The organism is Streptomyces sp. NPDC008086 (genome assembly GCF_042957325.1).
Lineage (GTDB): Bacteria > Actinomycetota > Actinomycetes > Streptomycetales > Streptomycetaceae > Streptomyces.
Genome location: NZ_JBIBIA010000001.1, coordinates 374,426 through 388,368, shown reverse-complemented (window position 1 = coordinate 388,368; position 13,943 = coordinate 374,426). Strand labels below are relative to the sequence as shown.

General features: G+C 70.8%; 11 protein-coding genes and 1 tRNA gene. 8 read left to right on the top strand and 4 right to left on the bottom strand.

Annotation, left to right across the window (positions count from 1 at the left end):
• Positions 1-6: 6 nt before the first annotated feature.
• Positions 7-1,689: a thiamine pyrophosphate-binding protein gene (locus ACFZBP_RS01705; protein ID WP_391409303.1), complete on the bottom strand. Its 1,683-nt coding sequence runs from the start codon at positions 1,687-1,689 to the stop codon at positions 7-9.
• A 145-nt stretch (positions 1,690-1,834) separates the two neighbouring features.
• Between ACFZBP_RS01705 and sucC the strand changes: the two genes are divergently transcribed.
• From sucC to ACFZBP_RS01690, 3 genes are all read left to right on the top strand, one after another.
• A complete protein-coding gene (gene sucC, locus ACFZBP_RS01700) occupies positions 1,835-2,968 on the top strand; it encodes an ADP-forming succinate--CoA ligase subunit beta (protein ID WP_391409301.1) in 1,134 nt (377 codons plus the stop codon).
• A 14-nt stretch (positions 2,969-2,982) separates the two neighbouring features.
• Entirely contained in the window at positions 2,983-3,867 is an 885-nt protein-coding gene (sucD, locus tag ACFZBP_RS01695) for a succinate--CoA ligase subunit alpha (RefSeq protein WP_391409300.1), read from the top strand.
• Between the two features lie 183 nt (positions 3,868-4,050).
• Entirely contained in the window at positions 4,051-5,592 is a 1,542-nt protein-coding gene (locus tag ACFZBP_RS01690; RefSeq protein ID WP_391409298.1) for an aldehyde dehydrogenase family protein, read from the top strand.
• Positions 5,593-5,631: 39 nt separating this feature from the next.
• Here the strand turns inward: ACFZBP_RS01690 and ACFZBP_RS01685 are convergent, their stop codons facing one another.
• Positions 5,632-6,963, bottom strand: a complete 1,332-nt coding sequence (locus tag ACFZBP_RS01685) for a DUF2254 family protein (protein ID WP_391409296.1) — start codon at positions 6,961-6,963, stop codon at positions 5,632-5,634.
• Between the two features lie 142 nt (positions 6,964-7,105).
• On the opposite strand from ACFZBP_RS01685, the gene ACFZBP_RS01680 reads away from it, so the two are divergent.
• Positions 7,106-7,190: transfer RNA gene (locus ACFZBP_RS01680), tRNA-Leu, on the top strand.
• A gap of 30 nt (positions 7,191-7,220) precedes the next feature.
• On the opposite strand, the gene ACFZBP_RS01675 is transcribed toward ACFZBP_RS01680, so the two are convergent.
• Positions 7,221-7,706, bottom strand: a complete 486-nt coding sequence (locus ACFZBP_RS01675) for a MarR family transcriptional regulator (RefSeq protein ID WP_391409295.1) — start codon at positions 7,704-7,706, stop codon at positions 7,221-7,223.
• A 221-nt stretch (positions 7,707-7,927) separates the two neighbouring features.
• On the opposite strand from ACFZBP_RS01675, the gene ACFZBP_RS01670 reads away from it, so the two are divergent.
• The 4 genes from ACFZBP_RS01670 (at position 7,928) to fusA (ending at position 11,822) form a co-directional block, all read left to right on the top strand.
• On the top strand, positions 7,928-9,145 hold the full coding sequence (locus ACFZBP_RS01670) for a cytochrome P450 (RefSeq protein ID WP_391409294.1): 1,218 nt from the start codon (positions 7,928-7,930) through the stop codon (positions 9,143-9,145).
• Positions 9,146-9,190: 45 nt separating this feature from the next.
• Positions 9,191-9,391 carry a 4Fe-4S domain-containing protein gene (locus ACFZBP_RS01665; protein WP_391409292.1) on the top strand — a complete coding sequence of 67 codons (201 nt, stop codon included), beginning with the start codon at positions 9,191-9,193 and terminating at the stop codon, positions 9,389-9,391.
• A 107-nt stretch (positions 9,392-9,498) separates the two neighbouring features.
• Positions 9,499-9,624: a hypothetical protein gene (locus ACFZBP_RS01660; RefSeq protein WP_391409290.1), complete on the top strand. Its 126-nt coding sequence runs from the start codon at positions 9,499-9,501 to the stop codon at positions 9,622-9,624.
• 149 nt (positions 9,625-9,773) lie between these two features.
• The gene (gene fusA, locus ACFZBP_RS01655) at positions 9,774-11,822 is read left to right on the top strand and encodes an elongation factor G (protein WP_391409289.1); all 2,049 of its coding nucleotides are present in this window, start codon (positions 9,774-9,776) and stop codon (positions 11,820-11,822) included.
• A gap of 66 nt (positions 11,823-11,888) precedes the next feature.
• Here fusA and ACFZBP_RS01650 read toward each other — a convergent pair whose 3' ends face one another.
• Entirely contained in the window at positions 11,889-13,748 is a 1,860-nt protein-coding gene (locus ACFZBP_RS01650) for a coagulation factor 5/8 type domain-containing protein (protein WP_391409288.1), read from the bottom strand.
• Positions 13,749-13,943: the final 195 nt, after the last annotated feature.

Sequence of the window (13,943 nt, the reverse complement as noted above, 5' to 3'; positions counted from 1 at the left end):
GCCTCCTCACTTGTACATGGTCTGGTTCATGGTTCCGGGGGCGTACGCGTCCGGGTCGACCCAGACGTTGATCAGCGACGGCTTGCCGGACTCGCGGGCGCGCCGCAGCGCGGGGCCGATGTCGGCGGGGTCGCGGACCTCCTCGCCGTAGCCGCCCAGCATCTGCGCGAACCTGTCGTAGTGGACGTCGCCGAGGGTGTTGCCGACCCGCTCGCGCTCCAGGCCGTACTTCTGGGCCTGGCCGTAGCGGATCTGGTTCATGGAGGAGTTGTTGCCGACGATGCCGACGAAGGGGAGGTCGTAGCGGACGAGCGTCTCGAAGTCCCAGCCGGTGAGGGAGAACGCGCCGTCGCCGAAGAGTGCGACGACCTCCTTGTCGGGCCGCGCCTGCTTGGCCGCGAGCACGAACGGCACCCCGACGCCGAGCGTGCCCAGCGGACCCGGGTCCATCCAGTGCCCGGGTGACTTGGGCTGCACGACCTGACCGGAGAACGTGACGATGTCGCCGCCGTCGCCGATGTAGATCGAGTCCTCGGTGAGGAAGTCGTTGATCTCGCTGACCAGCCGGTACGGGTGGATCGGCGAGGCGTCCGACTTCAGGCTGGGCAGCCGCTTCTCCAGAGCGGACTGCTCGGCCGCGCGCAGCTCGTCGAGCCATTCCTTGCGCTTCGACGCGCCGCCGTTGACGCGCCCGGAGGCCGCCTCGGTCACCGACTTCAGCACGAGCCCGGCGTCGCCCACGATGCCGAGGTCGATGTCGCGGTTCTTGCCGACGGTGCGGTAGTCGAGGTCGATCTGCACGACGGTCGCGTCCGGCGACAGCCGCTTGCCGTAGCCCATGCGGAAGTCGAAGGGCGTACCGACGATCACGATGACGTCGGCGTTGGAGAAGGCGTACCGGCGAGAGAGCTGGAAGTGGTGCGGGTCGCCGGGCGGGAGCGTCCCTCGGCCGGCGCCGTTCATGTAGGCCGGGATGTTGAGGGTGCGGACGAGTTCGATGGCCGCCTCGGTGCCTCGCGTCGTCCAGACCTGGCTGCCGAGCAGGATGGCCGGTTTCGCGGCGTGGACCAGCAGGTCGGCGAGCTTCTCGATCGCCTCGGGGTCGCCGGCCGAGCGGGTGGAGGCACGGTAGGCGCCCTCCTTGGGCACGCGCGCCTTGCTCACGGGCACCTTGGCGTCGAGGACGTCGCGTGGGATCTCCAGGAAGGAGGGCCCGGGCGCACCGTGGTAGCACTCGCGGAACGCCATCGACACCATGTCCGCCGCACGCGCCGTGTCCGGCACGGCCGCCGCGAACTTGGTGATCGGCGTCATCATGTCGACGTGCGGCAGGTCCTGCAGGGACCCCATCTTGTGCTGGGTGAGGGCGCCCTGGCCGCCGATGAGCAGCATCGGGGACTCGGCGCGGAAGGCGTTCGCGACACCGGTGACGGCGTCGGTGGTGCCGGGACCGGCGGTGACGACCGCGCAACCGGGCTTGCCGGTGATGCGGGCGTAACCGTCGGCGGCATGGGCGGCGACCTGCTCGTGACGGACGTCGACGACCTCGATGCCCTCGTCGACGCAGCCGTCGTAGATGTCGATGATGTGGCCGCCGCACAAGGTGTAGATGCGGTCGACCCCCTCGGCCTTCAGCGCCTTGGCAACGAGATGACCACCGGAAATGACGTCCTGGGTGTCGTCGGGCATGGCGAAGTCCTGTCCCTTCGTAGGGGGTTGGAACGGCTCTCGCGGTACATTGCATACAGTCGACGAATACTGTATGAACCTTGTTATCCCGCATCCGGTGGGTGGTGTCCAGGGGGCGTGCGGCACTTTTGAGTCAGGAGCCGGAATGGACCTGTACGAACACCAGGCAAGGGAACTCTTCGAGGAACACGGCATCTTGGTGCCGCGGGCAGAGGTGACGGACTCACCGAAGGAAGCCCGCGAGATCGCACGCCGGCTCGGCGGCCGGGTCGTCGTCAAGGCGCAGGTGAAGACCGGTGGCCGCGGCAAGGCGGGCGGCGTGAAGCTCGCCACGGACCCCGCGGCCGCCGAGATCACGGCACGCCAGATCCTCGGCATGGACATCAGGGGCCACACCGTCGGCAAGGTGATGCTGGCCCAACCCGTGGACATCGAGAACGAGTTCTACGTGTCCTATGTACTCGACCGCGCGGCGGGCGGCTTCCTCGCCATCGCCTCGGCCGAAGGAGGCATGGAGATCGAGGAGATCGCGGCCACCCGGCCCGAGGCCGTGGCCCGCGTCCCCATCGACCCGGCCGAAGGCGTCACCTCCGCCAAGGCGGGCCAGATCGCCGAAGCGGCCGGACTGCCGCCGCACACCGTCGATGTCCTCGTACGGCTCTGGGAGGTCCTGGTCCGCGAGGACGCCCTCCTCGTCGAGGTGAACCCGCTCGTGCGCACCGCCCAGGGACAGATCCTCGCCCTCGACGGCAAGGTCACCCTCGACGACAACGCCCGCTTCCGACAAGCACGTTGGGGCGCCGACGCCGTGGAGCACGACGACGCGCTGGAGGCGACGGCCGCCGCCAAGGGCCTCAACTACGTCAAGCTCGACGGCGAGGTCGGCATCATCGGCAACGGCGCCGGGCTCGTCATGTCGACCCTCGACGTGGTCGCGGGCTGCGGCGCCCGCCCCGCCAACTTCCTCGACATCGGCGGCGGCGCATCGGCCCAGATCATGGCCGACGGGCTCTCCGTCATCCTCTCCGACCCGGCGGTGAGGTCCGTCTTCGTCAACGTCTTCGGCGGGATCACCGCATGCGACGCCGTCGCCGACGGCATCGTGCGAGCCCTGGACAGCATCCAGTTGACCAAGCCGCTCGTCGTACGCCTCGACGGCAACAACGCCGCGCGCGGCCGAGCCATCCTCGACGACCGCGCGCATCCGCTGGTCCAGCAGGCCACCACCATGGACGGCGCCGCGCAGCGGGCCGCCCGACTCGCCGCCGCCACAGCCTGAGGAGACATGACGACATGGCGATCTACCTCACCAAGGAGAGCAAGGTCCTCGTCCAGGGCATGACCGGCGGCGAGGGCATGAAGCACACCCGGCGCATGCTCGCCGCCGGCACGAACGTCGTCGGCGGCGTCAACCCGCGCAAGGCCGGCCGCACCGTCGACTTCGACGAACGTGCCGTCCCCGTCTTCGGCTCGGTCGCCGACGGCATCCGCGCCACCGGCGCCGACGTGACCGTCGTCTTCGTGCCGCCCGCCTTCGCCAAGGCGGCCGTCGTCGAAGCAGCCGACGCCGGCATCGGCCTCGCCGTCGTGATCACGGAGGGCATCCCGGTCCACGACTCCGTCGCCTTCACCTCGTACGCGCGGTCCAAGGGCACCCGCGTCGTCGGCCCCAACTGCCCCGGCCTGATCACCCCCGGCCAGTCCAACGCCGGGATCATTCCGGCCGACATCACCAAGCCCGGCCGTATCGGCCTGGTCTCCAAGTCCGGCACGCTCACCTACCAACTGATGTACGAGCTCCGCGACATCGGCTTCTCGACGTGCGTCGGCATCGGCGGCGACCCGGTCGTCGGCACGACGCACATCGACTGCCTGGCCGCCTTCCAGGAGGACCCGGACACCGAGCTGATCGTCCTCATCGGGGAGATCGGCGGCGACGCGGAGGAACGCGCGGCGGCGTACATCCGCGAGCACGTCACCAAGCCGGTCGTCGGATACATCGCCGGGTTCACCGCGCCCGAGGGCAGGACGATGGGCCACGCGGGCGCGATCGTGTCCGGTTCGTCCGGCACGGCGTCCGCGAAGAAGGAGGCCCTGGAGGCGGTGGGCGTACGAGTCGGACAAACGCCCACCGAGACCGCTCGCCTCGTACTGGAGCGCCTCGGCGTCGACGCATGACGTCACTCATGGGTGACGCGTAGTCACTCATACGCGGCACGGGGTCCCTCATACGCGGCGCGTGGTCCTTCATACGCGGCGCGGGGGCACTCCCGGCACTTCCCGCCCCTGGCCGACCCTCGCCGACCCCGCGCCGCAGCCATGAACGACCGCCCCCGACTGTGCACCGTGAGCGGAGAACCGATGGCAACCACCCTCACCCTCAAATCAGGCACCTCCTGGACCGACGCATGGCAGCGCTGCCTCACCGTCGCCCCCGAGGCATTCCGGGACGACCGGGTCCTCAACCTCTGGAACGCCGGTTGGCAGGCGGACGGCCGACCGCTGCCCGCCACCAGCCCCGTCGACGGCAGCCCGATCGCCGGCCCGCCACGCCTGGACCGGGCCACCGCCCACCAGGCCGTCCGCGCCTCGCTCGACCAGCACCGTGCCTGGCGGCACATCGCCCTGGACGAGCGCCGCGCCCGGGTCGCGGCCACCCTCGACGCCCTGACCCAGCACCGCGACCTGCTCGCCCTGCTCCTCGTCTGGGAGATCGGCAAGCCCTGGCGGCTCGCCCGGGCAGACGTCGACCGGGCCATCGACGGCGTGCGCTGGTACGTCGACGGCATCGAACCGATGCTCGTCGGCCGGGCTCCGCTGGACGGCCCGGTTTCCAACGTCGCGAGCTGGAACTACCCGATGAGCGGGCTCGTTCACGCAGTGTTGGTACAGGCATTGGCAGGCAACGCGGTCATCGCCAAGACCCCGACCGACGGCGGTGTCGCCTGTCTGACCCTGGCCTGTGCGCTGGCCGCCCGCGAGGGGATACCCGTCACCCTCGTCAGCGGCAGCGGAGGCGAGCTGTCGGAGGCGCTGGTGCGGGCGCCCGAGATCGGCTGCGTCTCCTTCGTCGGCGGCCGCGACACCGGCGCCGCGGTGGCCACGGCCGTCGCCGACCTCGGCAAACGACATGTACTGGAACAGGAGGGACTCAACACCTGGGGCATCTGGAACTACACGGACTGGGACGCGCTCACGGCGGTCGTGCCCAAGCTCTTCGACTACGGCAAACAGCGCTGCACGGCGTACCCGCGCTTCGTCGTCCAGCGTGAGTTGTTCGACGAGTTCCTGGCCGCGTACCTCCCGGCGGTACACAGGCTGAGGGTCGGCCACCCGCTGGCGGTCGAGAAACGCGACGATCCCTACCCGCAGCTGGACTTCGGTCCGGTCATCAACGCGGCCAAGGCGAAGGAACTCCAGGACCAGGTCGCCGAGGCCATCGACCGCGGCGCCGTCCCGCTGCACCGTGGCCGGCTGTCGGACGCCCGCTTCCTGCCCGGCCAGGACACCTCGGCGTACGTCCAGCCGGTCACGCTGCTCAACCCGCCGCCGTCCTCTCCGCTGCACCACGCGGAACCGTTCGGCCCCGTCGACACGATCGTCCTGGTCGACACGGAGGCGGAACTGCTGGCGGCCATGAACGCGTCCAACGGCGCGCTCGTCGCCACCCTGTCCACCGACGACCGGGCGACCTACGACCGCCTGGCTCCGCAGATCCGCGCGTTCAAGGTCGGTCACGGCAAGCCGCGCTCCCGCGGGGACCGGGAGGAGCTGTTCGGCGGCTTCGGCGCGTCCTGGCGCGGGGCGTTCGTCGGCGGCGAGCTGCTGGTGCGGGCGGTGACGCGGGGGCCGGCGGGGGAGCGGCTGCCCGGGAACTTCCCGGAGTACCAGCTCCTCCCGTGAGCGGAGAGGCGCCGGGGCATCGGCCGGGCGGGGAACCGGTCAGCCGATGCCCTGCCGGTCCGGGCGCAGCGCGAACGCTCGGTCCGGCGCGTTCGAGGCGCTCTCCTCGACCGCCTGGCGCAGCAGTTCACGGTGGCGCAGCAGCGGCTCCCGCCGATCCGCATGCGCGAGCAGCAGCAGGTCGTCGAGACCCGCCAGCAGGCGGCGTGACACCTGCGGGCTCGCGAGGGCGCACCCGCGCACCTCGGCGAACCCGAGATCCACCAGTTCGGTCCACCCCGGCACGGGCTGCACCAGCCTCACGGTCCCCTCCCGGTCACGGTGCAGTGCGACGTCCAGGGGTTGCCGGGTCAGCGCCGCCAGGAACTGCACGATGCGGTCCAGCGACTGCACGGCCGTCGTCGGATCGTTGATCGCGGGCGACAGGGCACGCAGCGCGATGTCGGACAACTGGCGCAGTCCGAAACCGAGATCCTGGTGGTAGGTCCGTTCCACCGCCACGGAAGTGGTGTAGCGCAGTGCGCCGGGCGGAGGCGCCGCCCCGCCGTGGACCGCCAGCAGGGGCGTGCCGGGCACCACGAAGTCCCCGATCCGCGGGATGAGCCGCAGTACGACGCCGTGCCTGCGGGCCACCCGCACCAGCCGTGCGATGTGCACGTCCCGCAACACCCCCGCCCGGCCCTCGTGCGGCACCCACGCCGTCGCGGAGCCGAGTTCGGGCGTGTCCGCTCCGCCCGCGGGCGGGGGCATCGAGGCGATCGCCCGGAAGGACTCCGTGGCGATCCGCGCGATCACATGGCTGATCCGCATCAGCCGCAGGGTGGTGTTCACATACAGCACGAAGAGCAGCAGGCTCAGCGCGACCATGCAGAGCGTCAGGATCGACTGCACCAGGGGCAGCGTCGTCACGTTCCGAGGGTCGTCGGCGGTGTCGAAGGCGGTCAGTACCAGCAGGGTCAGCACGAAGGTGGCCAGGAAGACCGCGAAGGTCGCCTTGGTGATCCGGCTGCGCACGAAGAGCCGCACCACACGCGGCGTGAACTGCCCGCTCGCCATCTGCACGGCCACCAGCGAGATGCTGAAGACCACGCCGATGAAGGTCAACATCGCCTGCCCGACGGCGTTCACCACGGTCTTCGCGTCCTGCGCGAACCGCAACAGCGCGTCGAGCGTCTCGTAGTCGCCGTCCTCCCGCAGCGCGTCGACGATGGCCGTGTCGAGAGCCTGCGCCGCCAGCCAGACCAGGAAGACACCCGCCATCGCGGCCGTCGGGGCGAACCAGAACGTGTCCCGCAGATGCTCCCTCAGGGGAGACAGCGCAGGCGGGCGTCGGCGCACGTGCGGTCTCTGCGTAACCAGCCAGTCACTCATGGTGTGACCCTAGGTGGATCGGAGCGCGAGGTCCCGGACCCCCGCCCGGGGGAAGGAAACGCAGGTGAAAGGCACTCCGAAAGCTTGGTATTGTTGTCCACGTCGCCGAGGGGAACACCCCCGGCAAGGCGGCAGACACCTGGTCCGGGTGGCGGAATGGCAGACGCGCTAGCTTGAGGTGCTAGTGCCCTTTATCGGGCGTGGGGGTTCAAGTCCCCCCTCGGACACAGATTGATCCAGCTGATGCGGGTCGAGGGTCACCTCGGCCCGCATCGGTCGTCCTGGATCCTCGGCCAGGGGCGGCCCGTGATCCGTTCGATGTCGGTGTTGAACTGCCGCAGATCGTCGATGAACCGTTCCAGCCGCTCTGGCGCCCAGTCGGCCACCACCGTGGACAGACCGGTGACGATTCCCTCCCGCTGTTCGGTGAGGAGGCGCAGGCCCTCCTCGGTGATACGGAACTTGCGGGCTACGCCGCCGGCCGGGTCCAGGGTCCGCTCCACCAGGCCGTTGCGCAGGAGGGCCGAGGTCTGGCGGGTGAAGGTCGACGCCGCGAGTCCGAACGCCTCGACGAAGTCCGGGATGGACATGGGCCCCTGGTTCTCGAGCCTGGTGAGCAGTACGTAGGCGCTCTGGTCCAGCGGGTCGCCGCCGCGCGGGCCCCTGGGTGCCCTCATCTCCTTGTGACGGGTGAGGATCAGCAGCTCTCGCTCGATGCGTTCCGCGGCCTCTCGGGCGCCCACGCCGATCTCCTTTCCCGGCCGTACGGCCACGTTCCGGATCCCAGCTCCGGATGCCCGGATGTCGAGTCCCTGGGGTCAGAGTGCCCACCCTACGGTGAGATTGCGCCATACATGGAAAGTGCATCATGCACTCTTGATGCATGATGCACAACCTGCGTAACGTGCCGTGCCGTGAACGCTTCCGCGCGCTCACCCACCTCCCCCACGCAAGGTGATGCCCGATGCGCGAGAACGACCTTCTCCGGCTGCCGCTGCCCAGCGACAACCCCTTGGAGCCCCCGGCCGCATGGGAGCGACTGCGCCGCCAGTGCCCGGTGAGCACCGTCGAACTGCCCAGCGGCGACAAGGCGACCTATCTGACCCGCTACGACCACGTCAAAGCCCTGCTGTCCGACGCCCGCTTCGCCCGCCCGACCGCCGAGGACGAGGGCGCCGCCAGGATCGCCCCCGAAGGAGCCGGTGGCCCCGCCGCCGACGGGAGTTCGACGCTGACCCTGCCCGACCGCGGCGAGCCGCACCTGCGGTGGCGACGGCAGGTGGGCAAGTACTTCACCGCCAAACGCATGACCGCGCTGCGCCCCGGCATGGTGCGCACCGCCGAGGGCCTCGTCGACGCCATGGTCCGCCAGGGACAGCCCGCCGACCTCAAGGCCCGCCTCGGCTTCCCGCTGCCCGTCTCCGTCATTTGCGACATCCTGGGCGTCCCCGCCGCCGACCGGGACCGCTTCTCGCACTGGTCCGACGCCTTCCTCAACGTCAGCCGCTACACCGGCGAGCAGACCCGGGCCGCGTACGAGGAGTTCGCCGAGTACATGTCGGCGCACATCGCCGCGACGCGTGCCGAGCCCGGTGAGGACCTGATCAGCATGGTGATCGGGGAAAGCGAGGGGGAGGGGCAGGGGCTGACCGACGACGAACTGCTCGGTACCGCCATGGGCCTCCTGGTCGCCGGGCACGAGACCACCGCCAACATGATCGGCAAGATGGTCGCCATGCTGCTCGCCGACCGCACCCGCTGGGAGCGACTGCTCGCCGACCGGGGCCTCGTGCGCACGGCGGTGGACGAGGCCCTGCGTTTCGACGCCAACCTCGGCTTCGGTATCCGGCGCTATCTCACCGAGGACGTGGAGGTCGACGGCGAGGTGCTGCCGCGCGGCACAACCGTCGTATGCAGCATGCCCGCCGCGAACCGGGACGAGCGGGTCTTCGCCGACGCGGACGACATGGTGCTGTCCCGGTCCCCGAACCCCCATCTGGCGTTCGGCGCCGGACCGCACTCGTGCCTCGGACAGAGCCTCGCGCGCACCGAACTCCAGGTCACCCTCGATGTCCTGCTCCGCAAGCTGCCCACCCTTCGACTCGCCGTGTCCATCGACGAGTTGCAGCGCGTGGAGGGGCTCCTGGTCGGCGGGTTGAGCACCGTGCCCGTGCGGTGGTGACGGTTCCAGGAAGGCAGAGGACAGGCAGGAAGGCAGACGAGCATCGTGAAAGTCAGGGTCGACCTGGACCGTTGTTGCGGCGCCGGTCAGTGCGTGCTGATCGCACCTGAGGTGTTCGACCAAGGCGAGGAGGACGGAATCGTCGTCCTCCTCGAACCGAGTCCGGCAGCGGATCTGCACCCGGTGGTGCACGAGGCGGCCGCGGTCTGCCCCGCCTCGGCCATCACGATCGACGACAACCGCTGAAAGAATTCAGCTGCCTCACCACCGCCCGGCTCCCTAGACTCACCACACCATCACGCGCCGCCCCACCCGGCGGCGCGTCGTCGTGACGAGTCGAGGGGAGCCGGGCCGTGCGTGACCGCACCGCTGTAGTCGTCTCCCCGTCCCGGTACGACCGGTACGACGTGATCCTCGTGTCCTCCACCGCCCGGTGCCCGCTGCGCGGCCGGCACCGGACGCCCGTGACGAACGCCTGAGAGCGCCCGAGTACGTCAACACCCCCTGCCCTGACCCGGTCCCGACCGGGCGGCAGGTCACGCTCGAGTGCGCGTACGTATCGTCCCGGGAATCGCGCTGACCCCTTGTCGCTTCCGGACCACCCGGAACTTCCGAAAGGCCACGGGCCGTGCGCATCAACCCCGACACCCTCGCCGTCGTCCGCAACCTCGGCATCCTCGCCCATGTCGACGCCGGCAAGACCACCGTCACCGAGCGGGTCCTCTACACCACCGGCACCACCCACAAGCGCGGCGAGGTCCACGACGGCACCACCGTCACGGACTTCGACCCGCAGGAACGCGACCGCGGCATCACCATCTTCGCGGCGGCGGTGAGCTGCGCCTGGGACGGTCACCGGATCAACCTCATCGACACCCCCGGCCATGTCGACTTCGCCGACGAGGTGGAGCGTGCGCTGCGCGTCCTCGACGGCGCGGTCGCCGTGTTCGACGCCGTCGCGGGCGTGGAACCGCAGAGCGAGTCGGTGTGGCGGCAGGCCGACCGGCACGGAGTGCCGAGGATCGCCTTCGTCAACAAGCTGGACCGTGCCGGGGCCGACCTGGACACGGCCGTCGAGTCGATCCGGGAACGGCTGCATCCGGCGCCGCTCGTCGTGCAGTTGCCCATCGGCGCGGAGGACGGATTCCGCGGTGTCGTGGACCTCGTACGGATGCGGGCGCTCGTGTGGGCCGACGGCGCCGACACCGCCGTGGAACAGGCCGTGCCCGAGAAGCTGCTGGCGGAGGCCACCCGGCGTCGGCGGCTGCTGGAGGAGGCCGTGGCCGAACTGCACGCCGGTGCGCTCGAGGAGTTCTGCGCGCGCTCGGCCCTCTCGCCCGAGACCCTTCGGCTGGCCCTGCGCGAGCTGACCCGCAGCGGCGACGGCGTGGTCGTGCTGTGCGGCTCGGCCTACCGCAACCGGGGGATCGAGCCGCTGCTGGACGCGGTGGTGGCGTATCTTCCGTCGCCGCTGGACGTGCCGGCCGTACGCGGCCTGCGCGATGGCGCCGACGAGGAGCGGCCCGCCGACCCGCGGGCACCGTTCGCGGCGCTGGCGTTCAAGGTGAGTGCCACGCCGACGGGTCGGTTCACCTATCTGCGCGTGTACTCGGGAACGATCGGGAAGGGAGACACCGTGCTGGACGCGGGCGCCGGGCGCACCGAGCGGATCGGGCGCATCCTGCGGGTCCAGGCGGACCGGCACGCCCAGGTCGACCGGGCCGTCGCCGGGGACATCGTGGCCGTGGTCGGCCTGAAGTCGGCCCGCGCGGGCTCCACCCTGTGCGCGCCGGCCGCCCCGCTCGTCCTCGAACCGCCCGGCGTCGCCGACCCGGTGGTCTCCGTGGCCGTCGAGGCGCGCACGGCCTCCGGGACGGACCGGCTGGCCTCGGCGCTGGCGCGGCTGGCGGAGGAGGACCCCTCCCTCGTCGTACGGACCGACGCCGAGACCGGGCAGACCGTGCTGTCCGGCATGGGTGAACTGCATCTGGAGGTCGCGGTGGAGAAGATCCGGCGCGACACCGGGCTGGAGGTCAACGTGGGACGCCCGCGGGTGTCGTATCGCGAGACGGTCGGCCGAGGCGTGTCCGATTTCGTGTTCCGGCACGTCAAACAGGACGGCGGGGCAGGGCAGTTCGCGCAGGTCGTCCTCGATGTCGAGCCCCTGGACACGGAGTCCGGCTTCGAGTTCCGCTCGGCCGTCGTCGGCGGCAGCGTGCCGCAGGAGTACGTCCGTGCCGTGGAGGCCGGCTGCCGCGACGCCCTCGCAGAGGGCCCGCTCGACGGCCACCCGGTGACGGGGCTGCGCGTCACGCTCACCGACGGGGCGACCCATGTGAAGGACTCCTCCGACACGGCGTTCCGCACCGCCGGTCGGCTCGGCCTCCGCGACGCCCTGCGGGCCTGCGCGATGCTCCTGCTGGAGCCGGTCGTCGAGGTCACGGTCACCGTGCCCGACGAGGCCGTGGGCGGAGTCCTCGGTGACCTCGCCGCCCGGCGCGGTCGGGTCTCCGGCTCGGTCGCGCGGGCGGGCGCGTCGGTCGTGACGGCGACCGTGCCGCTGGCCGAACTCTTCGGCTACGCGACGCGGTTGCGCAGCCGCACCCAGGGCCGTGGCACCTTCACGGCCCGGCCCACCGGCTATGCGCCGACGCCGGTCACGACGCCGGCCCGGTGACCGACGGGGCGACCCCACTCCTGCCCGGGTGGGGCCGCCCTCCCGGTGTTGCCCGTGCCGCGGCGCTCAGGGATACGCCACCACCGTCGACGGCACCGTCGCCGTCCCCGAAGTCGGCGCCCCGGTGTCGTTGATGACGCACTCGTACTGCCCGTTCCCGCCCAGCGAGACGACGAGGAGGTTGTGGAAGCGCACCCCGGGCCGGACGGGGGCCGCGAAGCCGTGGTGCTGCACGATCGACGGGTCGACGTTGTAGTAGCAGTAACTGCCCAGGCCCCAGCCCTCGTGCGAGGTCACCGCGTCGCCGACCCGGTAGGCCGCGTAGCCCTTGACGGAGCCGTTCTGGACGGCGGCCTGGTTCGGGGCGTCGTACGCCTTCTCGTTCTGGAAGAAGATCGTGCGGCCCCGCTGGCCGAACCACTGGACGTCGTACTTGTTGAAGTGCTCCACGAACAGGCCGGTCGCCAGCACGTCGTCGCCGTTGACGACCACGCCGTGGTCGGCCCGGTTGGTCTCCCAGCCGACGCCCTCGCCGTGGTCGGCCCGCCACACCCAGGTGTGGTCGACGATGGTGTGTCTGCTGTTGATCACCATGCTGGTGGTGGCCTTGCCGGCGCCCGCGCCGCCGATGCGGACGAACACGTCCTGGACCGTGGTCGGGTTGGCCGAGTGGTCCCTGGACGCCCCGCGGGGCCCGATCTCCAGCAGGGTCGGGGAGTTGACCGGCCCGGCGTCGACCAGGAACCCGGCGAGCCGGACCCCGTCGACGTCGGCGACCTGGACGGCCGTGGCGCCGCCGTCCGGGATCAGGGTGGCGTAGCCGAGGCCCAGGACCACGGTGTTGGGGCGGTCGATCCGGATCGGCCGGTCGAGGTGGTAGATCCCCGGCGTGAGCAGGAGGTGGAGTCCCTGCGCCAGTGCCTGGTTGAGCGTGGCCGCCGGGACGCCGGGCCGGGCGACGTAGAACCGCGTCAGTGGCAGCGATGTGCCTCTCGGGGTGCCGTTGCCCCAGGTCACACCGCGGGCGTTCGTCCGTTTCTCCGGCAGGAAGACCCGGAAGCCGCTTCCCTCGACGTACAGGAACGGCTTCTCCCGGGAGACGAGTGTCGTGTCGAGCGTGGTGTACGGCGGGTTCGGGAAGCTCTGCGCCGGGGCGCCCTCGACGCCGGAGAACACCATGTTCCACACGCCGTTGAGCCAGCTGCCGATCGCGCTGTCGCGGGTGTACCACTGCTGCTGCGAGTAGGGCCCGACCTGGCCGTCGACGCGGCTGTCCGCGATGTAGCCGCCGCTGGCCCAGCCGTAGCCGGTGGGGGAGAGGTCGAGGCCGCCGCGGACGTGCATCCGGCGGAACGGGGCCGCCTGTGCGACCGCCCAGCGGTTGGTGCCGTTCGCGGGGACGAGGGCCAGGTTCTCCGCCGAACGCCAGAAGTTCTGCGTGGCGTTGCCGTTGAACCAGCCGGCGTCGACCGTGACGTCGCCGTGGATGGTGGTGTCGTCGGGGGAGAGGCCGAGGCCGGCGACGGAGGTGTAGAAGCCGAGCTGGGCGTTGAGGCCGTGGTAGGTGCCGGGCTTGAACAACAGCGCGTAGCGGCCGGTGCCGAACTGCGCCGACTCCTGCTGCCGGAACACCTCGTCCAGGCGGGCCTGGATGCCGGGAGTGGACGGGTCGAAGACGAGGACGTTCGGGCCGAGGTCGCCGCCGCCGGGGAGGTCACGCGGCTTCTTGCGGGCCGACGGCGCGGCCGACTGAGCGGCTGACTGAGCGGCTGACGGTGTGACCGACGGAGGCGCCGCCGATGCGGCAGAGGCCCCCGTGGCCCCGCCGAGCACGACGGGTGTGGCCGCCGCGGCCGCGCCGAGCAGCGTGCGGCGGGCGATCGAGGGCAACCGGGAGTGCGGGGAGGTAGGGGAGGAATCAGACATGGTGGCGGCTCTCCTGGTTCAGGAAGTGAACGTGGTGGGGTCTGGGAGCGCTCTCTCGCCGGTGAATGGTTCAACTGCGAAACCAAAGAGTCAAGAGGTTCGACCAGAGTCCGGCGAGTGCGTCAAAAGCCTTGACGCGGGCTCGTCCCAAGGCTTAACTCACGCTCTAAATTAAGCAGCAGTACTCCCGGAAGG

What these genes read in the sequence shown, in the direction of transcription:
- ACFZBP_RS01705 (WP_391409303.1), bottom strand. Translation starts at nt 1,689, where the DNA reads ATGCCCGACGACACCCAGGACGTCATTTCCGGTGGTCATCTCGTTGCC.
- sucC (WP_391409301.1), top strand. Translation starts at nt 1,835, where the DNA reads ATGGACCTGTACGAACACCAGGCAAGGGAACTCTTCGAGGAACACGGC.
- sucD (WP_391409300.1), top strand. Translation starts at nt 2,983, where the DNA reads ATGGCGATCTACCTCACCAAGGAGAGCAAGGTCCTCGTCCAGGGCATG.
- ACFZBP_RS01690 (WP_391409298.1), top strand. Translation starts at nt 4,051, where the DNA reads ATGGCAACCACCCTCACCCTCAAATCAGGCACCTCCTGGACCGACGCA.
- ACFZBP_RS01685 (WP_391409296.1), bottom strand. Translation starts at nt 6,963, where the DNA reads ATGAGTGACTGGCTGGTTACGCAGAGACCGCACGTGCGCCGACGCCCG.
- ACFZBP_RS01670 (WP_391409294.1), top strand. Translation starts at nt 7,928, where the DNA reads ATGCGCGAGAACGACCTTCTCCGGCTGCCGCTGCCCAGCGACAACCCC.
- ACFZBP_RS01650 (WP_391409288.1), bottom strand. Translation starts at nt 13,748, where the DNA reads ATGTCTGATTCCTCCCCTACCTCCCCGCACTCCCGGTTGCCCTCGATC.